The sequence below is a fragment of the Shinella curvata genome, from assembly GCF_022899935.1.
Lineage (GTDB): Bacteria > Pseudomonadota > Alphaproteobacteria > Rhizobiales > Rhizobiaceae > Shinella > Shinella curvata.
This window is the reverse complement of sequence record NZ_JALJCJ010000002.1, coordinates 596,626-616,009: the sequence shown is the minus strand read 5'-3', so window position 1 is coordinate 616,009 and position 19,384 is coordinate 596,626. Positions and strand designations below refer to the sequence as shown.

At 60.6% G+C, this 19,384-nt stretch carries 13 protein-coding genes and 1 tRNA gene; 5 read left to right on the top strand and 9 right to left on the bottom strand.

The features are described 5' to 3' along the window. Entirely contained in the window at nucleotides 1-885 is an 885-nt protein-coding gene (gene dapA, locus MUU55_RS09030) for a 4-hydroxy-tetrahydrodipicolinate synthase (RefSeq protein ID WP_244760441.1), read from the bottom strand. A gap of 323 nt (nucleotides 886-1,208) precedes the next feature. On the opposite strand from dapA, the gene MUU55_RS09025 reads away from it, so the two are divergent. Both MUU55_RS09025 and MUU55_RS09020 read left to right on the top strand, forming a co-directional pair. Next, nucleotides 1,209-3,272, top strand: a complete 2,064-nt coding sequence (locus tag MUU55_RS09025; protein WP_244760440.1) for a lytic transglycosylase domain-containing protein — start codon at nucleotides 1,209-1,211, stop codon at nucleotides 3,270-3,272. 73 nt (nucleotides 3,273-3,345) lie between these two features. Next, the gene (locus tag MUU55_RS09020) at nucleotides 3,346-4,239 is read left to right on the top strand and encodes an alpha/beta fold hydrolase (protein ID WP_244760439.1); all 894 of its coding nucleotides are present in this window, start codon (nucleotides 3,346-3,348) and stop codon (nucleotides 4,237-4,239) included. 232 nt (nucleotides 4,240-4,471) lie between these two features. Here the strand turns inward: MUU55_RS09020 and MUU55_RS09015 are convergent, their stop codons facing one another. Further along, a complete protein-coding gene (locus MUU55_RS09015; protein WP_244760438.1) occupies nucleotides 4,472-5,548 on the bottom strand; it encodes a porin in 1,077 nt (358 codons plus the stop codon). Nucleotides 5,549-6,222: 674 nt separating this feature from the next. After that, nucleotides 6,223-7,128, bottom strand: a complete 906-nt coding sequence (locus MUU55_RS09010; protein WP_244760437.1) for a calcium-binding protein — start codon at nucleotides 7,126-7,128, stop codon at nucleotides 6,223-6,225. Between the two features lie 302 nt (nucleotides 7,129-7,430). Between MUU55_RS09010 and MUU55_RS09005 the strand changes: the two genes are divergently transcribed. After that, nucleotides 7,431-7,679: a hypothetical protein gene (locus MUU55_RS09005; protein ID WP_244760436.1), complete on the top strand. Its 249-nt coding sequence runs from the start codon at nucleotides 7,431-7,433 to the stop codon at nucleotides 7,677-7,679. A gap of 158 nt (nucleotides 7,680-7,837) precedes the next feature. Here MUU55_RS09005 and MUU55_RS29305 read toward each other — a convergent pair whose 3' ends face one another. The 4 genes from MUU55_RS29305 to MUU55_RS08985 all read right to left on the bottom strand — a co-directional run bounded on the left by MUU55_RS29305 (nucleotide 7,838) and on the right by MUU55_RS08985 (nucleotide 13,152). Continuing rightward, nucleotides 7,838-9,103: a lipopolysaccharide biosynthesis protein gene (locus MUU55_RS29305; protein ID WP_244760435.1), complete on the bottom strand. Its 1,266-nt coding sequence runs from the start codon at nucleotides 9,101-9,103 to the stop codon at nucleotides 7,838-7,840. A gap of 107 nt (nucleotides 9,104-9,210) precedes the next feature. Next, a complete protein-coding gene (locus MUU55_RS08995; protein WP_244760434.1) occupies nucleotides 9,211-10,803 on the bottom strand; it encodes a CoA transferase in 1,593 nt (530 codons plus the stop codon). A 70-nt stretch (nucleotides 10,804-10,873) separates the two neighbouring features. After that, the gene (locus tag MUU55_RS08990; protein WP_244760433.1) at nucleotides 10,874-12,166 is read right to left on the bottom strand and encodes a carbohydrate porin; all 1,293 of its coding nucleotides are present in this window, start codon (nucleotides 12,164-12,166) and stop codon (nucleotides 10,874-10,876) included. An 896-nt stretch (nucleotides 12,167-13,062) separates the two neighbouring features. Beyond that, a tRNA-Ser gene (locus MUU55_RS08985) sits at nucleotides 13,063-13,152 on the bottom strand. Between the two features lie 390 nt (nucleotides 13,153-13,542). On the opposite strand from MUU55_RS08985, the gene MUU55_RS08980 reads away from it, so the two are divergent. Beyond that, entirely contained in the window at nucleotides 13,543-14,601 is a 1,059-nt protein-coding gene (locus MUU55_RS08980) for a calcium-binding protein (protein ID WP_244760432.1), read from the top strand. A gap of 61 nt (nucleotides 14,602-14,662) precedes the next feature. Here the strand turns inward: MUU55_RS08980 and MUU55_RS08975 are convergent, their stop codons facing one another. Further along, nucleotides 14,663-15,127 (bottom strand): MarR family winged helix-turn-helix transcriptional regulator, encoded by a 465-nt coding sequence (locus MUU55_RS08975; RefSeq protein WP_244760431.1) that lies wholly within the window; start codon nucleotides 15,125-15,127, stop codon nucleotides 14,663-14,665. Nucleotides 15,128-15,212: 85 nt separating this feature from the next. Between MUU55_RS08975 and MUU55_RS08970 the strand changes: the two genes are divergently transcribed. Continuing rightward, nucleotides 15,213-15,896, top strand: a complete 684-nt coding sequence (locus tag MUU55_RS08970; protein WP_244760430.1) for a glutathione S-transferase family protein — start codon at nucleotides 15,213-15,215, stop codon at nucleotides 15,894-15,896. A 72-nt stretch (nucleotides 15,897-15,968) separates the two neighbouring features. Here the strand turns inward: MUU55_RS08970 and MUU55_RS08965 are convergent, their stop codons facing one another. Continuing rightward, on the bottom strand, nucleotides 15,969-19,319 hold the full coding sequence (locus MUU55_RS08965) for a caspase family protein (RefSeq protein WP_244760429.1): 3,351 nt from the start codon (nucleotides 19,317-19,319) through the stop codon (nucleotides 15,969-15,971). Nucleotides 19,320-19,384 lie beyond the last annotated feature (65 nt).

The following is a 19,384-nucleotide window of genomic DNA, read 5'->3' as shown; positions in this document are numbered from 1 at the left end:
TCAGTTCAGCAGGCCGGCATGGCGCAGTGCCGCGTCGATCGCGGACTCCGTTGCCGGCTCCAGAGTGGGAAGAAGCGGCGAGCGCACGAAGCGGCTCATACCGCGGGTGCGGTTCAGCGCGTATTTCGCGCCGCAAAGGCCGGGCTCCAGGAAGATCGCCTTGTGCAGCGGCATCAGCTTGTCCTGGTACTCCAGCGCCTTGGCGTAATCACCCGCCAGCATCGCTTCCTGGAACTCGGCGCACAGGCGCGGCGCGACATTCGCCGTAACCGAGATGCAGCCGACGCCGCCATGGGCGTTGAAACCGAGTGCGGTCGCGTCCTCGCCGGAAAGCTGGACGAAATCCTTGCCGCAGGTGATGCGCTGTTCGGACACGCGCTCGATCTTGCCCGTTGCATCCTTGACGCCCATGATCGACGGGTGCGCCTTGTGCAGCGCGCCCATCGTTTCCGGCGTCATGTCGACGACGGAACGGCCGGGAATGTTGTAGATGACGATCGGCAGCTTCACGGCGCCGGCAATCGCCGCATAATGCGCGAAAAGGCCCTTCTGCGTCGGTTTGTTGTAATAGGGCGTCACGACGAGAACCGCATCCGCACCGGCCTTTTCGGCGTGCTGGGCGAGATCGATCGCTTCCCTGGTGTTGTTCGAGCCTGCGCCGGCAATGACTGGAACGCGGCCCTTTGCCACCTTGATGCAGAGTTCCACCACCCGTTTGTGCTCGTCATGGGACAGCGTCGGCGACTCGCCGGTGGTACCCACCGGAACGAGACCGTGGCTGCCCTCACCGATCTGCCATTCGACATAGGCGGCGAACGCGTCTTCATCGACGGCGCCGGCATCGGTAAAGGGGGTGACGAGAGCGGGAAGGGATCCCTTGAACATCCAGAACTCCTGAGGCCAAAGCCGCCCGTGGGCTTACATGCTTTGGCCGTATTCCGTGGTTAAAAACGCTGGCACAATAGTCGGGTGACGGTCATGCGGCAAGCGCCGCGACGGGCGTTTTTCATGCACAAACAAGGCGGAATTGGCTCTGGTACACGAATATTCGTTTCACCTGATCCGTCGCCTTGGATGAAGCGGCCTTCACGGCTTAGTGAGATGAGCGGTTAAGGTTTCGTTAAGGCAACAAAGGGTTAATGAGTGTTCACAAACAGGCGGAAAACCACGCGCCGACGCGTCGCCTGCCACGGCATCCGGGATGTAGCATGATCTCGACAAACAGTTTCGCCCTTTGCGCCTTGCTGCTTGCCGGTATAGCCGGACTTGCGTTGCGCTCATCGCCCGTCGAGGCCGACAGCACCGCCGACATCAAGCCGCTCGGCTTTGCCGCCGAGATGCCGTCGAAAGACGTCATCACCAGCGCCATTCCGCGCGCCGACGCCGTGCCGGTCGTGAGCGCCGAACTCCGCCAGGGGCTCGATGCCTTGTCCAACCGGGATGCCGCGGCGGCGATCGTCGCGCGCGACCGCCTGCCCGCCTCAAGTCTCGACCGCCATATCCTGACCTGGGCGATTGCCGTTTCCGGCCAGCGCGGCGTGCCCTCCTGGGAAATCGCCAATGCCCAGCGCGAGCTGAAGGGCTGGCCGGGCCTCACGGCGTTGCGTGCCAATTCCGAGAAGGCGATGGCGCGGGAAAATCCGGCGACAGCAGATGTGCTCGCCGCCTTCGGCACCACAAGGCCGGAGACGGCGGAGGGCGCCATCGTACTGTCCCGCGCACTCGTCGCGGCGGGCGATACGCCCCGCGCGACCAATATCTTGCGCTCGTTCTGGCAGAAGGACGCGCTTTCCAAGGATGTCGAGGACGCGATTCTTGCCGAATTCGGCACGCTGCTCAGCGCCGAGGACCACAAGACGCGCATGGAGATGCTGCTGTACCGCGATCGCGCCGACCAGGCGCAGCGTTTCGGCGATCTCGGCAAGGCACAGTCGCTCTACCGTGCCTGGGCGGCGGTGATCCGCAAGAACAAGAATGCCGGCGATCTGATCAAGGCGGTGGATGCCAGCTGGCAGAAGGATCCGGCCTATACGTTCCTGCGCATCCGCAACCTGCGCGGCAAGCAGGAATACCGCGCGGCGGCAAAGCTCTTTGCCGCCATGCCGGAAGATCCCGCCCGCCTCGTCAATCCCGGCGCCTGGTGGAACGAGCAGCGCATCGTCAGCCGCGGCCTTGCCGATCTCGGCGACTATCGCGATGCCTATCGTGTCGCCGCCCGTCACGGGGCGGACGATCCGACCGATATCGTCGAGGCGGAGTTCCATGCCGGCTGGTATGCCTTGCGCGATCTTGGCGATGCGAAGACGGCAGCCGGCCATTTCCAGCGCATCCTGCAGACATCCGACCGGCCGCTTTCCGTGTCCCGCGCCTGGTACTGGCTTGGTCGGGCGGCGGAAAAAGGCGGGCCGGGCGATGCGAAGGATTATTTCGCCAAGGCGGCGAATTTTCCCGGTACCTTCTACGGCCAGCTTGCCGGCGCGCGGCTCGGCCGCAAGACGCTGAACGTCACCTACCCCACGCCGACGGCAGAAGAGCGCGCCAGCTTCCAGCAGCGTGAAGCCGTGCAGGCCATCGCCCGTCTCCAGGCCGCCGGGCACGGCTGGCGGGGCGACAGTCTTTACCGTGCGCTTGCCGGCGAACTGATGAGCCCCGGCGAACTTGCGCTTCTGGCAGCGCAGGCAGAAAAAGGCGGCAACCACCAGCTTTCGCTGCAGATCGGCAAGATCGCCTTCGGGCGAGGCATCGATGTCGCGGCGCTCGCCTTCCCCATCGGCGTCATTCCCGACGGAGCCAATATTTCCGGCTCCGGCAAGGCGCTGGCCTACGCCATTGCGCGGCAGGAGAGCGCCTTCAATCCGGCCGCCGTTTCACCGGCCAATGCCCAGGGCCTTCTGCAACTGATGCCCGGCACCGCCCAGGGCGTCGCCAAGCGCTACGGTCTTGCCTATTCCAAGGAACGGCTGACGACGGATGCCGCTTATAACGCGACGCTCGGCGCCCATTATCTCGGCGAGCAGATCAGCGATTTCGGCGGCTCCTACGTGCTGACCTTCATCGCCTACAATGCCGGCCCGCGCCGCGTGCCGCAGTGGATCGCCCGGTATGGCGACCCGCGCGGCAAGCCGATCGACGAGGTGGTCGACTGGATCGAACGCATTCCGTTCTCCGAAACCCGCGGCTATGTGCAGCGCGTGATGGAGAACTATCAGGTCTACAAGACCCGTCTCGGCCAAACCGCCGATATCGTGCACGATCTCAGCGTCGGGCGGTAGCGCGGCATTTTGGAGATGACTTGACGCCGAAATCGGCGATGATGCCTTGTTTTTTCATGAGCAAGGCATCGGCATGACAGCTTCGGGCGCACAGGCATTTCGCGACATCTTCTTTTCGAGCGAGGACGGACTCAGACTGCATGCCCGCGACTATCCGGCCGCGACGTCAGGCGTAAAGGCGCAGCTACCGGTCATCTGCCTGCCAGGCCTCAGCCGCAATGCACGTGATTTTCACCAGCTTGCCCTGATGCTCGCTCACGCTCCGGCGGCCCCTCGCCGGGTCGTCGCGGTGGATTATCGCGGCCGCGGACTTTCCCAATACGACCCGAGCCCTGCCAACTACAATGTAATGACGGAATGCCGGGATGTGATCGCGCTCTGCGACACGCTTGGCCTGAAGCGGTGCCTGTTCATCGGCACCTCGCGCGGCGGGTTGATCCTGCATGTCATGGCTGCGCTTCGGCCGGATCTCATCACCGCAACGGTCCTGAACGACATCGGGCCGGAAATCGAGGCTCAGGGCCTCATGGAAATCCGGGATTATCTCGGTCGCCGCGCGATCTATTCCTCCTTCGAGGAGGCCGCAAACGGCCTTGCGGCAGTGCACGGCGCGACCTTCCCTGCTCTCGATCCTATCGATTGGCTGGACATGGCCCACGCACTGTACACCGAGCGCGCCGGCGCCCTGGTCCCCGACTACGATCCCGCCTTGAACGACCAGCTTTACGCCATCGATTTCAGCAAACCGCTGCCGACGCTTTGGCCGCAGTTCGAAAGCCTTGCCGAAAAGCCGATGCTGGTCATTCGCGGCGAGCATTCAAAGCTCTTCTCCGAGCAGACGCTTCAAGCCATGATGGAGAACCGGGCGAACGTCACCGCGCAAACCGCACGCGGCCACGGCCACGCGCCGCTCCTACACCATCGGGACGTCTTCCCGTCCCTGTCTGCGTTTCTTCCAAGATTCTGAAAATTCTGGGCGGGGGCTACCGGCCTCGTCACGTACTCACGCCCTTGCGATAGCAAGACTACGTGTCATGCGCACGTGGCGCTGGCTGAAAAACCGGGCAGAGCGAGAAGAACGCCATCAAATGGCAGCCTCTCAAGGGCAGATTTTTCGGTGCTTGGAAAAATTGCAGCCCGCAAAAGCAAAACCCGCAGCTCCTTTCAGAGCTGCGGGCCTTTATCTAACCTAGGTCAGATTAGAACGAACGCTGGAAGCGGATCATACCGCCCCAGGAGTCGTCGGTGCCGTCGTCGTGGTAGACAACTTCCGGCGTTACAACGAAGCCCGGAACAACGGTGAAGTTTGCGTTGGCAACAGCGGCGAGAGCGTCGCCGTCGTCGAACGAAACCTGTGCGTTGAGCGTTACGCGCTCGGTAACAGCAGCAGATGCACCGAGCCAGACAGCCCAATCACCCTGCCAGGTAGCGTATACGTTCTGCTGGTCGCCATCGGTGTTCCAGCCAGCCATTGCGAAGACCGAAACGCCACCGAAGGTGCCGTCAGCGCGGAGCTTGAGCGCGCCTTCTTCAACAGCTGCATCGTAGCCGCCAACCAGCTTCACGCCGAAGGCGCCGGTCGAGTAGCCAAGACCGCCAACGATGTTCGGAACGTAGTCACGACGGGAATCAGCACCGTCCGTGTCTTCGAGCGAGATCACAGCCGTGAGGCCCGAACCGTTGTCGTAGTTGTACTGGATCACGTTTGCATCGTATACGCCGCCCGAGATCAGGTCGTCGTTGATGACGTTGCCGGCGTAGCCAACGAACGTGTAGAAGGCCGTTTCGGTCTTACCAACGCGGAAGCCAGCGAGGTCGATGTAGGCAAAGTTCAGCGAAACGTCCGTGCCGTGACCCGTGTAGACATCACGACCGAGAGCAGCGCCGACGCCATCGACAGTCTGACCGCGATAGTTGAAGCGGGTTTCAACGAAGGTCTTCAGAGCACCGTATTCGGTGTCCGAAGCGGTTTCGACGTTCAGCGTGAAGCGTGCAGCCGTGTTCCACTCGTCACCACCGTGGATGCCGTAACCGTTTGCACCGTTCGTGTCGAGACCAAGACGCTCACCGCCACCAACGTCGAAACGAACGTAGCCGCCGATCTTGAGGCAGGTTTCGGTGCCCGGGATGTAGAAGAAGCCGGTGCCGAAAGCGTCGCAAACGCGAACGTATTCCATGGGCTCGGGCTCAGCAGCGACGATAGCGTCGGCAGCCTGTGCGCCGGATACTGCTGCGAGAGCTGCAGCGGAGCCGAGAAGAAGGCTCTTGATGTTCATTTCTGACCTCCAGTCAAAAAGTTTCAAACGGGTCTGGGTTTTTTGCTGAAGGACAGCGTTCCCTGCCCCATCCCCAAGTTCAAGAAGTGGACGATCAACCGCCCCTGCTTCCGAGAGTGAAAATACTCGACGCGGTTCCGTAAGCAATCTCCAAACTGAAACGAGGCGGACTTTGTGACTGCCTTCGCCCAACGCTGTTGCGGAAAGGACACAAAATGGCGGAGGAGATCGCTAAAAGTTTATGGATTATTAACAAAAGGCCTTATGAAGCGGGCACTTAGCGCATTGCGACCCCCAACGCTACCTGCCGCGGAACGGGCGAAATGAAGGCAAAACACCTTCATAAACATGGCAGCACTGGCTTTTCGAAACTCCGCCACGCCCCGGCGCGAGTCCGCACGTCACACCGAAAGCGGGAATCATACGCCATTCTCAAGGAGTCGATTCGACGCGATTCTCTGCGTTGGCCCGCTTGGGAACGCGCTCGGAACGGGCAGGCTCTGCCAGGATCGGCCCTCGACGGCGACCTCCGCCGGCGGGATGTACTGTAGTCCCCCCTCTCAACGCTCCGCGCGTTTTGGCGACAACAAGCAAAAGCCCGGGACGATCGATCCCGGGCTAAACCTCTTTATTGGGCAGGCAAACGCGTCAGGCCGTTTACGACCAATCGCGCCCTAGAAGAGAAAGTCGCTGGCTGTGAGGTCAGCGATATCGACGTTCTTCAAAACGATCACGTCGCCCTTCGCCGCATTGATGACGACGTTGTTGCCGCTCTGGTAGATGCGATGATCGTCAAGGAGCTGCTGTAAATTGTCGAGCGAGGCGACACCACTGAGGTCGAGGATATCGTGATCGCTGCCCCTGGCATTGAAATCGGTGATGGTGTCGCGGCCGAAGCCGGTCACGAATTCGAAGATATCGGCGTCCGCACCGCCCGTCAGCTTGTCCTTGCCAGCGCCGCCGTTCAGCACATCGCCTCCCGCGCCGCCCGATAGCCTGTCATTGCCGCCCTCGCCGCGGAAATAGTTGTCGGCGCCGTCACCCTTGATCACATCGCCGAATTTCGTGCCGATGATGTTTTCGATGCTGCTCATCGTGTTGAGGCCGCCGCCGGCATAGCGCACGCTCGTGACACCGTTTGCGGCATTGATCTCGAAGCGCAGGCCCGCCTTGATCGCGGAAAAATCCAGCATGTCGTAGCCGCCGCCGCCGCGATACGCATCGTTGCCGGCACTCGCGACGAAATAGTCATGTCCGGCGCCGCCGGAAAAGATGTTGTCATAGGCATTGCCGACAAAATAGTCATCGCCGCTGCCGCCCGTGATCTCCTCAATGGAAATAAGCGTGTCGTGCAACCGGCCGTTCGCGTAGACGCCGCTTTTGCCGGAGCCGTTCAGGACGATCGAAAGACGACCGGCATAGCTGCTGTAATCGATCCGATCCCAGCCCGCACCGCCACTGAACCGGTCGTCCCCGCCACTGGCATAGAAGACATCGTTGCCGGCGCCGCCATAGAGAGAATCGTTGTCCCACGTACCGTGAAGCTCGTCCGCGAATTTCGTACCCTTAACCAAGGCCATTTGCCGCTCCGTGGGCTGAAGTGATGCCGCACATTAGGCCGGCGTGACGCCACTCGGAAGCAGAAGCCGGAATTAACGCTAACGGCGACAAGTTTAACGATAGCGTTCACCGAACGTCGTTCGATGCGGCGACAAGACCGGGATGGAGTCTCCGTGACACCGGAAAGCCATCATCAGGCTATCCGGCGACCAGGGCATCCCACAGGAAGGCCTCGAGGCCGCCGCTTCGGCGGGCCGCGGTCGTTTTGACGGCAACGTCAGGCAGGTATATTATTGTCGGCATATTGTTTGGAGCCTCAGCCATGCGCCTTGGAGTGCTCGTAACCGGCTTGGCCTTGGGGCTGATCCCCACAATGGCTGACGCCCACAATTGCAAATGCCGAAATCGCGGCGTCCTGTTCGAACTCGGTCAGACGGCCTGCCTGAAGGTCGATGGCGGTACCTATCTCGCGCGGTGCGAGATGAAGCTCAACGTCTCGTCCTGGACAAGAATCCAGGAGGGGTGCCCGGTGACGGAACGGATGCTCCCGCGGCCAATGCTCGTCAATTGATCCTTCGAGCAACGGACGCCACAAGATTTCCGATCCAGCGTCTGTTGCCTACTTATATGGAGAATGGCAGCCTTAAATCAAAACGGCCGTCAATCTTTGTCTTCGAGCGCGCGTGACACCATTTCCGGTATCCGCTGGACGTCTTAAAAAAAATGGACTCACCGTGCGCTTACCTCTCGCAAGACGATGAGCGTACAGATGCAAACCATTGCACTTAACGATGTCCCCGATGCGATAGCGGCACCAGTGGCTCCCCACAGCGGAACAAGCGCCAGAAGCAACCCGAACTGAACGATTGCCGTCGCAACCGCAATTTTCAGAACCTTGGAGCGTTGACGCGTGAATTTGAGATAGGTCGGAGAAAGCGAGAACGTCGCGGAAATTGCCATGGTGACAGCAAAAATGCGAAGTGGCGTTACTCCCTCCTCCACAAACTCCTCACCGAACAAGCCGACAAGAGGCCGCGCCAGCAGCAGCACCATAACGGTGAAGCAAGTCAGAACCGGCAAAACCCAGCGCGCGCGCCTCTTCCAAAGCTCGAAGATTCCCTCGGTGTCTCCGGCCTTTGCAAGAACGGACATGGCGCGGACATAAGCGCGGTTGGTCGCTATCACGACGGATGCCATGGGCGTGATGATTGCAAGTGATATGGCATAAGCTCCGACCGCTGTCGGCGACGCATACAGAAAATCCAACAGGATGACACCGGAATGGGTGAGCAGAGCGAGGATGCCGCGATGGACGAGAAACGGATAGGCATATCCGATCCATAACTCCGCTTCGTCCCTCGGTTCGCTTGCCCAAATCTCAGTAGGCAACCGCCTTCCGAGCAGTGATGCAAGCACCGCTCCTGCAAACATCCAGGACACGCCCCAGACGAGGATCGCACCCGGCCCGCTTATACTGCCTTGCCATGCACAGAGTCCGACGATCACAAGCGTCGTCGCGGGCATCAGAACGCGCAAAATGGCAGTGGCGATGATTTCGCGACCAGCGGAGGTCATGACCTCGATGCCGAAATGCACCAAGGCTCCGACCGGCAGGATCAGACAGCTGACAATGATCGCCGCCCTTATTTCAACGGAAACCTCGCTGATGAGGGAGATGGCCGAAATGACGACGAGGGCCAGGACGAATGAGGAAAGGCCTATTCGGCGCACGCCAAATCGCAGGAAACCGTGCGTGGTGGACCAATCTTCCCGATCTATCGACGCCGGCAGGACGTACATTGCGAGTTTGTCGACCCCCATCGTACCGACAACGAGCATCACCATATAGACCGCAGACGCGACCACATAGGCCTCGAAGCCTGCAACATCCAGCTGCCGCGCCAGCGTGAGGGATAGGCACAGCGACGCACACTGGCCGACGGATGCGAGCAGAGCGATTGGCGTAATTGCTGCGCCTGTTGGCCTGTTCGACACTCTCGACACCACTCCACGCACTCGGGAAGCTTGATCTCACGCGGTCATGACGCCGAAAGGCTCCTGCAAGCCCGTTGGCAGCCTTTGGAGATGTCAGGGCGTTCGATTTATCGTCCAGCCCATTCAGGTCTATCGGCGCCGCGCACACGCAACAAAGGTTCGGGCCAGTTGCCCGGCGTTTTCGAAAGCTGGACCTGAGGCGCCAGACGGCGAAGCTTGCCGTACGGCGTCTGCCCCTCGATGGTTCTCGGCTGGATCATGCGATGGTCGGGGTGTTTGGGGTCGAAGGCTGTGCGGTCCACCATGCCGAGTCCTTGATACCACATGGCCGCGCGCGTGAGACTGACGCGAACGTGGTAACTACCGCCTTCGGTCGCTCTGCGGCGGAGAGCAGCGACGATGCCGGCAGCCCCGAGATAACCGGCAATATAGTCGTTCAGCACCATTGTGGGCGGCCAGCTGGGGCGCCCCTCACCTTCCAGCAGCGTGAAACCTGAAACTGTAAGGGCTTCCATGTCAAAACCAGCGCGGTTCCACCATGGGCCATCCCAGCTGTAGCAGCGCACGGACAGGTAGACGATACCGGGATGCTTGGAAGCGACTTCCTCGACGCCAAAGCCCAGGTTTTCCATGGATCGACCGCGGAAGCTCTCGATAAAGACATCCGCATCTGCCAGCAACTTTGTCCTGAACCCTTCATTTTCGGCCGGATTTCGCAGATTTACGAAGCTTGATCGCATGCCGATATTGATATCCGACCAAATGATTTCATGCTCGAACGACTGGTCGCGGGCGATGTGCATCACCTCGGCCCCATATTCTGAAAGCGTGCGCGCCGCAGTGCTTCCGGCAATGACATGTGTGCAGGACAAAGCCTTGATGCCGGACAGCGGCGCTGCGGGACTGGGATCGAAGGGTATGGGATCGCCGTCGGCGATTTTGACAATTTCAATAAGCGGCCGAGCGGCCAGGTGCTTTGCCTCGGGGAGGTCCGCCCACTCTCGCGTGGTGCGATGGACACCGAGGACAAGCCCGGCTTCGGCGAATGTGTTGTCGAGTTCGAACGCGTCACGCTTGCGGAACGCCTCCGTGATGGAGGCAACGTTCGGGGAGGCTCCCAACAGGTTGAGAATACCATCAAAATGATGCGGATAGAGTCCCGTTGGCGTGACAAAACGGTCATCACGGGTTTGGAACACCGCAAACCCCATCGGATTGTCGAGCAGCAGCGGTCCCTGGAAGAGTTTGTCGTTGAGCGTCGGAACGAACGTGAACATTCCAGGGATGGGATCGTCGAGGTCAAAGCGGCCCGCCGCCTGCTTTTTCTGCAGAATGATTTTGATAAGCGGCATCACGTTGTAAACGGACTCGCGTAAATCAACCGCCACATCCTGCGTCTCGCCAGTCCGCGCCCGCCAGATCGCTGCGGCACCGACAGCAGCCGCCATGGCGGGTATCGCCATGCACGCTCCGATACGGAAGCGGCTGCGCACGATCGGATCCTGCCCGGTAAATTTTACGGTGCCGCCCGCGTCCGCCGCGCTCCCGCCAATGTCTTGCATGAACTGAGAAAACGCTTGGCTGATGTCAAAATCACCGGCCTGCGCCGCTGCCATCGCCGGACTCGAGAAGAGCCCCGATAGGGAAGCAGCAGCAACGGCGGCCCCGCCGCCCAGCAGGTTTCGTCGCGTCGTTTCCATTGTTACACCCCTTCACTATCGGCGTCCGGCGCCAAAAAACTCGGATATTACAAACAGATGATACGTCTAACTAAAATGACAGACGCGCGCGCAGACCGAAGGCCCAAAGACTATCTGCCGTTGGATCGAGCGTAGGTTTGAGAATGAGCTGAACGTCCGGCGTGATGGCAAACTGCGGCGTGACGTGAAATCGATAAAACGCCTCGGCGGTGTATTGGCTGTCCAGGCGTTCATTGGACGGTCGTACCCACCCCACCGCAAACCCGAACAAGTCGGAAGGCGCATTGGACGGGCGATAACCGACCCCCGCACTCAGACTGCGATCGATCAGCGTCCCGCGCGACCACCCTCCGCGAAGGAACCACATGGTGTTTTCGCCAATCATCTGGTTGGCGTTGAACGCCACCCCATAGGCCTCCGGTGTGCCGTCATCCAGCTCATCGCGGTACCAGGTCGAGATGTGATAGTTGTTCGCATCCATCGGACCGCGCCCCTGAATGGGAACGCCCGTTCCGCCAACACCACTGAAACCCACCTCGAGATTATAAAAATACTGATTTCGCTGGAAGAAATCGTCGATCGTCCAGCCCGTGTCGTCACTGTAAGGCGTATAGATGCCGCCGGAGACGTAAAGGTTGTTGTCGGTCGGATACAACGCGCCGGCCATGCCAAAGCCACGCAAAGGGACAGCGATCGTCGGGCTGGTGGTGAAATTCTGATTGAAGAACTGCCGATTGTCGTCGAAGAACGGATAAGCGTTCACGAAGTTTGGTGCGAAGAGCTTGCCGATCGCATACTGAAAGCGGTTATCAAACAGATTTTGCCGAACGTAGGCCTGCGTGATGCCCAGGTCGAATTCGCCCCATGTGGCGGCTGTCGCCGTGGCAGAGCCCGCGAAAATTCCGCCCCACAGCGGTGGCAAATTCGTGCCGAGCGGTCTCCTGTCTTCGATCGCCATGTCAAACGACAAGGCGTCAGGCTGACCGCGATTAAGCAAATCGATCGAGGTGTTCAACGTAAATTTGCTGCCGACCGCGTTCTGCTCGCCGATGAAACTATCCTGATAATTTTGCCACATCACACCGTAGGAACCCCCGATGGTGATCCCATAGTCCTGCGCGAGCGTCTGCTTGAAAGCCAGCCATGGGGCCAGAGCGGTATCGAAGCGAAGAAAGCCACTTCTCTCCGAAGCGTCGTCTTCCAGATCGCCTTCGACCGAAAGCGTCCCATCAAGAAGAACAGGGTATGTGTTCGCCTTTTCGGTTTGCTGATTTGGCAATTGACCGGGGGATTGCTGGGCAAGCAGCGGTGAAGAAATGAGAACGGCCAGCAAAAACGGCGCGATTCCAAATTTCAGGTCCATTCGAATCGGGGAACAAGCAGAGGAGGCTTTGGATCCTCCAGGCGTTTCGTCGTGTACCGAGTTCGTTATTGCGGTCGGCAAAAATTGCTGCCGATTTTCCTTACAAGACCTGTCCATGCTGAAATTGCCCCCATTTCGGCACACTTCTGTTCTAACTATATGCTCTGTGTAGCGACCGCCGGAACCCGGCGGAAGCGCCACCACGACTGGGAGTATGCCCAGTCGAAACGACCTGTATGATCGGGCGCCTCCGCCACGTCACATTGAAAATAAGTCATATTGCAAGAAGTGCGCCAATAATAGTATAATCTCCATCAGCTCACAACGTTGGCTTGCTGACGCACAGTCGTTTCCGTTTCGCGTTCCACGATGCGCCGCGCGATCTTGCTCACAGCAAATCGAGCTTTGTTCTCCCCATAGCTGCCTGTTCCGCCACTCTGACCCGATACGAAGGGTCTCGGCGAAAGGGCCGCCTCCAACCGCCCCCTCCAGACTTCGAAACCGCTCTCCGGTTCGCCCCGCGACCGCCTTCACTTCGGCCAGGCGCGAAGGCGCCCCGGCGGTCCCACCGTTTGGCAAGAGGCTGGAGCGCGCCAACAGCAGCAGCAGCCGAGACCGGCGATGGGGCTGTCAAGATGCGTTCAAACTGAGTGTGAGGTCAGGGTTTCCAGCCTCAGCCATTTTGTAGCTGCCTCACTGCAAAATCGCCGCAGCGGGAAAAAAGGAGCAGACGATCTGGCGCGCCCAAAACTCCACGCGAATCATTGCGCTCGTGGCTTATCCGCGCGACAGGCGGCCATCCGAACGCAAGAAGCCTATGCAATGGAATTGTGAGCGGGGTGCCAGAGCAGCTACGCCAGATGAAAAAATGAAAACAATACGCTAAGGGAAATCAATGGCGGAGAAGATGGGATTCGAACCCACGATACCGTTTCCGGTATACTCCCTTAGCAGGGGAGCGCCTTCGACCACTCGGCCACCTCTCCGCTCGCGGTTTCACTATGCGGCAGAGCTTGCGATTGCAAGGCTTTTTTGACGGTCGGGACGAAATGAAACCGTCTTTGCCGAATTTCCGGATTTTTCCGCAGCCACGCCTGTGAAAAGACCGCCTGGCGCCGGGCTTTCGCGCGCCGGACGCAGAGCCTGATGGGAATCACCCGCGCATTGCAGAACCCTCTGACAAGATCACCGGCCTCGGCCTGACACGGCAATCAAGTGCTCTGTCGCGGCTCCCGGTCAAATCGCCTCCCTGCCCGCAAAACTCCAAACAATCGCCTCGAAATCGCCGCGCCGTTCCCGTCCTGTTCAACGGCGGTTCAGCTTGCCGGCGCTAAAAATCGCGCAACAGGTTCGATGTGGCAAAAAGGAATACGAAGATGGCAGTCATCATTGATGGTACGGACGACGACGATCTCATCGTCCAGAACTACCGGATCGAGGTGGACGTCTACGCCTATGGCGGCAACGACGAGATCATCCTGAACCGCACCGACAAATGGGGCGGCTTCAACAGGGTCAATGCCGGCACCGGCAACGACACCGTGCGCAACAGCTTCGAGGGCGGTAACGTCATCTCGCTCGGATCGGGCAACGACTATTATACGCACAGCGGCGCGGCCTACGATCCCGATGCCTATGACAAGGTCTACGGCGGCAGCGGCAACGATGTCTTCAAGGTCAAGAGCTACCAGAGCGTCTATTACGGCGACAGCGGCAACGACACCTTCTACTCCGCCGGCTTCGAAAACAGCTTCAACGGCGGCGACGGCATCGATACGATCAACTACTCCCTGCAGGATTCCAGCAGCGAGGAAGGGAGCGGCATCTATGTCAACCTCAGCAAAGGCAAGGCTTGGGCCATTTCTGACCGTATAGAAATCCTGTCGCGCATCGAGAATGCTACAGGCACCGGCTATGACGACACGCTGATCGGCACGAGCGGCGCCAATGTCCTCAAGGGCGGCAGCGGCAAGGACCAGCTCGAAGGCCTCGCGGGCAATGACAAGCTCTATGGCGGCAATGGTATCGACATACTCTATGGCGATGCCGGCAATGACCGCCTCTATGGCAATTCGGGCAATGACCGTCTCTACGGCGGATCGGGCAAGGACTTCCTGGTCGGCGGATCGGGCGCCGATACGTTCGGCTTCACCCGTCTCTCCGACAGCAAGGTCGGCTCGCAGCGTGACGTCATCGACGACTTCAACCCCGACAGCGACGGCGACAGGATCAACCTCAGCGTGCTCGACGCCAACATCAACACGTCCGCCAACAACCGGTTCGTGTTCATCGGCAAGGACAGCTTTTCCGGTACGGCCGGCGAGCTGCGCTACGCGGGCACGATCATTTCCGGCGATGTGGACGGCGACGGCGTTGCCGATTTCCAGATCGATGCCGGCCTGGACAAATATATCGCGAGCGATTTCCTGCTTTAAGCGGAAGCGCTTGCAGACACTCGAACGCCGGGGTCCTGCCCCGGCGTTTCGCATTCGAGGCTCAGGCGCCGTGCGTCAGCCTCTCCAGCCCGTCGGCAAGTATGGCCGCCGCCGCGTCATCCACTTTCGCGCCGAGATGGCGCTCTATCGCCGCCGCATAGACGGTCCAGATACGGGCCTGTGTCGCACGCCCCTCCCCGGTCACCAGCACCCAGCGGCCGCGTCCGTCCTCGGGCAGAATCTCGCGGCGCACGAGGCCGGCCTCCTCCATCCGGTCGAGCAGACGGGAGAGATTGTGCTGCGCCAGCAAAGTGCGCTCCTCGATCTCGTAGGGGCGAAGCCTTCCCTCATGCGCACGCACCAGCTCCCACAGCACATCGTACCAGGCAAGCGGCGGCATGCCGGCGGCCTTGAGATCCTGCTCGATGGCGGCAAGGATCAGACGCTGGGCGCGCATGAGGCGGATCCACAATCGCGTCGCGGCTTCGGAGGGTTTTTCTGCGGCATTTCTGGATGAATCGCTCATAGATGCAATTACATTCATCTTGACGGCAATGGCAAGCCTACATATATGCAAATGCATCTACATCGTCGTCAACAGGAGACCTTGCATGAGCGAGCCCGCATTGATCCTCGTCAGCCACCACCTCTGCCCCTATGTCCAGCGCGCCGCCATCGCGCTCGCCGAAAAGGGTGTCCCCTTCGAACGCCGTACCATCGACCTTGCGGCCAAACCCGACTGGTTCCTCGCCCTTTCGCCCCTCGGCAAAGTCCCCCTGCTGCTCGTACGCCGGCCCGACGGCAGCGAGGCCGTACTCTTCGAAAGCGCCGTGATCTGCGAATATCTCGAGGATATCGAGATCGGCACGCCGCTTCACCCCGCCGATCCGCTGGTACGCGCCCAGCATCGCGGCTGGATGGAGTTCGGCTCGTCCATCCTCGGCGATCTCTGGGGTTTCGAGACCGCACGGGATGCCGAAACCTTCGAAGCCAAGCGCAGGGCACTGGTCGAAAAATTTGCCCGTGTCGAAGCCACACTGGGCGACGGGCCGTTTTTCGCCGGTGAACGCTTCAGCCTCGTCGATGCGGTCTTCGCACCGATCTTCCGCTACTTCGACACCTTCGATCGCATCATGCCGACCGGCGTCTTCGACGGCCTGGCCAAGGTCGCGGGCTGGCGGAAGGCGCTGGCGGCGCGGCCGAGCGTCAAGGCGGCGGTTGCCCAGGACTACTCCGAACGTCTCGAAACCTTTCTCGCACAGCACGATGCCTGGCTGCTGAAGCACGCGGCCTGACCACCGCCAAAGAAAAACCGCTGGAAACGGGTCGTTTCCAGCGGTTCTTTGTTTCAGGCCTTTTCCGGAAGGTCAGGTGCGGGCGGCCAGGCGATCGATCGCGTTCTGCGTGGAGATGCCGAAATCGCCGTCGATCGGGCCGCTGTAATAGCCGCGATCCTTCAGGATCTGCTGAAACTCCTTGCGGAACTGCGGCGTGAAATTCGCCGGCGAGCCCTTCAGTTCCTGCAGCTTGCCCTGGTCGCCGCCCTCGACGCTGGCGGCGGCCCAGCGGGCAGCCTCCTTGGCGTTGGAACGCGTGCCGAGGCCCTGATCGTAAAGGCGCGACAGGTTGCCCATGGCGTAGGTATTACCGCCATTGGCCGCCTTCTCGTACCAGTCGATCGCCTGGGCATAGTCCTGCGTCACGCCGTTGCCGACATCGTAGAGCCAGCCCAGCGAGGCCATCGAATAGTAGTCGTTCTGGGCCGCGGCCTTTTCGTACCAGTTGCGCGCTTCGACATAGTCGACGGCAACGCCGAGACCGGACTGATAGGCATAGCCGACCGAGGACATGGCATTGACGTCGCCGCCTTCCGCGCCCTTCTTGTACCAGTCGAGCGACACGTTGTAGTCACGCTGCGTACCGAGACCTTCGCGGTAGAACCAGCCCATCGTGGCCTGCGCATTGGCATACCCCTGCTGGGCCGCCTTGCTGTACCACTTGAAGGCCTCCTCATAGTCCTTGCGCGTGCCGTTATAGCCTTCACGGTAGAGCCAGCCGAGCGACGCCTGAGCATAGGGATTGCCGGCATTCGAGGCCTGCTCGAACATGCGGGTGCCCTTGGCCATATCGACCGGGCCGTCCGTGCCGTAGATCGAATACCAGGCGAGGTTGGTCAGGGCGTAGAGGTTCCCCTCGTCCGCAGCCTTCTGGTAGTGCTCACGGGCCTTTGCGAAATTCTTCGCGGCATCGTGCGCACGGCCCAGCATGTTGCGAACCGAATTGTCCGACGGATTGGCATTGAGAGCCGATTCGCAGACCGAGATCGCACGACCGTAGTCGATATTGGCGAAAAGCTTGCCGAGGAAGCCGGGACGCAGGTTGGGTTCGCCGGCCAGTTCATAGCACTGGTCGACATCCGAGCCGCTGCCAAGCGTCGACGTCGACTGGTCGGTCGAGGTGACGGTCGAGGAACCCGAGCTCGACAGCGCGGTGCTGTCGTTGCGGCCGGCGGCCAGCTTGTCGATGGCGGCAAGTGTTGCCGCACCGAATTCGCCATCGGCCGAGCCGCTGTAATAGCCGCGTTCGCTGAGCAGACCCTGCAATTCCTTGCGGAAGGCCACCGTGAAATTGGCTGGCGTTTCCTTCAGTTCCTTCAACTTGGTGGGATCGCCACTTTCGACGGCGGCGGCGGCCCAACGGACGGCTTCCTTCGCGTCAGCCGGTGTGCCGAGGCCCTGGTCATAGAGGCGCGACAGGTTGCCCATGGCATAGGAGCTGCCGGCATTGGCCGCCTTCTCGTACCAGTAGCGGGCTTCGACATAGTCCTGCTTCACGCCGTTGCCGACGTCATAGAGCCAAGCGAGCGAGGCCATCGAGTAGGAATCGCCGATATTGGCGGCCTTCTCGTACCAGACCTTGGCTTCGGCATAATCCTGCGACGTGCCGAGACCGTTCTGATACGCCCAGCCGAGCGAGGACATGGCATTGGCATCGCCGGCGTCTGCGGCCTTGCGGTACCAGGCCAGCGACTGGACGTAATCCTGCGAGATGCCTAGGCCCTCGCGGTAGAACCAGCCCATTGTCGCCATGGCATTGGCATAGCCCTGGTTGGCCGACTGCTGGTACCACTTGACGGCTTCCGCATAGTCCTGGCGCGTGCCGCCATAACCTTCTCGGTAGAGCCAGCCGAGCGAGGCCTGGGCGTAGGAATTGCCCGCCGTCGAGGCCTTTTCGAACATCGATAGGCCCTTCGGTACGTCGACTGGGCCATCCGTGCCATAGATCGAGAACCAGGCCAGGTTGGTGAGCGCGTACATATTGCCGAGCTCGATGGCCTTTTCGTAGTTCCGGCGCGCTTCGACATAGTTGCGGTCAGCATCATGCGAACGGCCGAGCAGGTTGACGAGCATGCCGTCAGACGGGTTTTCGTTGACCGCCTGAGCGCAGGCGGTGAGCGCCCGCTTGGCATCGATCTTCAGGAAGTTGACGCCCATGAAGCCCGGCAGCGACTGCGGCTCGCCGGCCAGCAGGAAACAATCGCGCGAGGCGGGCGTCTCCTTGCCGGCGACATTGACGCTGAGGCCCTTCTTCGGCTCCAGCGCGGCGATGAGGTGTTCGGCGTCGCTGCGATGCTTGCTGTCCGGATAACGTTCGAGGAAGCGCTGGAGCGCTGCCGCGTCGGTCGATTCCTTCAGCGCATCCCAGGCGATGCCGTCGGCATCCTGGCCTTCGGTCTGGGTGGCTTCCTTGAGGCTGGCGAGCTTCTTCTCCGCCAGCATCTTGTAAACCGGGTCCTTGCCGTGTTTGGCGATGAAGGCGTTGATCAGGTCCTCATCGGCGAGGTCGCGGATATTCTGCCAGTCGGCCGCCGCTTCGGACTGGCCGTTCGGCGAGACTTCCGTGTTGCCGCTGTTGGTGACGTTGATGTTCACTTCCTTGATGTTCAGGAAGATCTGCGCACCGCCGAGCGAACCATAAACGAAGGGCTCCTGCTCGCGATTGGTGGCTTCCACCACCTCGTCGCGCACCTTGCCGAGCGCGATGCGCACGTCGAGGCCCGGCTCGGTCAGATATTTGGAGAGCGCGGTCGCGAACGGACTGTTCTTGCCCTCCCCGTCCAGCGCCACCGTACCGGCCTTCGAGGCGAAGGCGATCAGCGTATCGGCCGATTCGGGTTCGACACGGGCAAGGCCGCGCGTCACCGCACGGGTGCCGACCGAGCGCGTCATCGCGGCGGAGAATGGATTGTTGCGGCAGGCATCGAGAATGAAGAGCTTCAGCTTCTTGGCGCCTTCCAGCGAACGCTGCACGCGGTCGATGGCGACACTTTCGTCCTCGACGTCACGGTCACTCTTCAGCGCCGCATCGACGGGGATGAGATAGTTGATCCCGTTCATCTCCATGGCATGGCCGGAGTAATAGACCACCGCCATATCCGCATCGACGGACTCGTCCTCGAACTCGCGCAACGCCTTCACCATGGCGGAGCGGTCGAGATCGAGCACAGTCTTGACGCTGTCGAAACCCGCCGCTTCGAACGAGGCGCGCATCAGCTCCACGTCGTTGGCGGGGTTGTTCAGCTGGGCGGTCTCTTCGTACTTCTGATTGCCGATCAGCAGTGCAACGCGTTTCGCCTCAGCGGCATTCGCGTTGAACACGACGACGGCGATCGACACGAAGAATACCGGCGCCCAGCGTTTTTGTATTCGCTTGAACATGCCCTTCCCTCCGGCATTATTGCCGCCAGTATTACGTATGGGGTGAGCGGTTTCAATGACTAAGC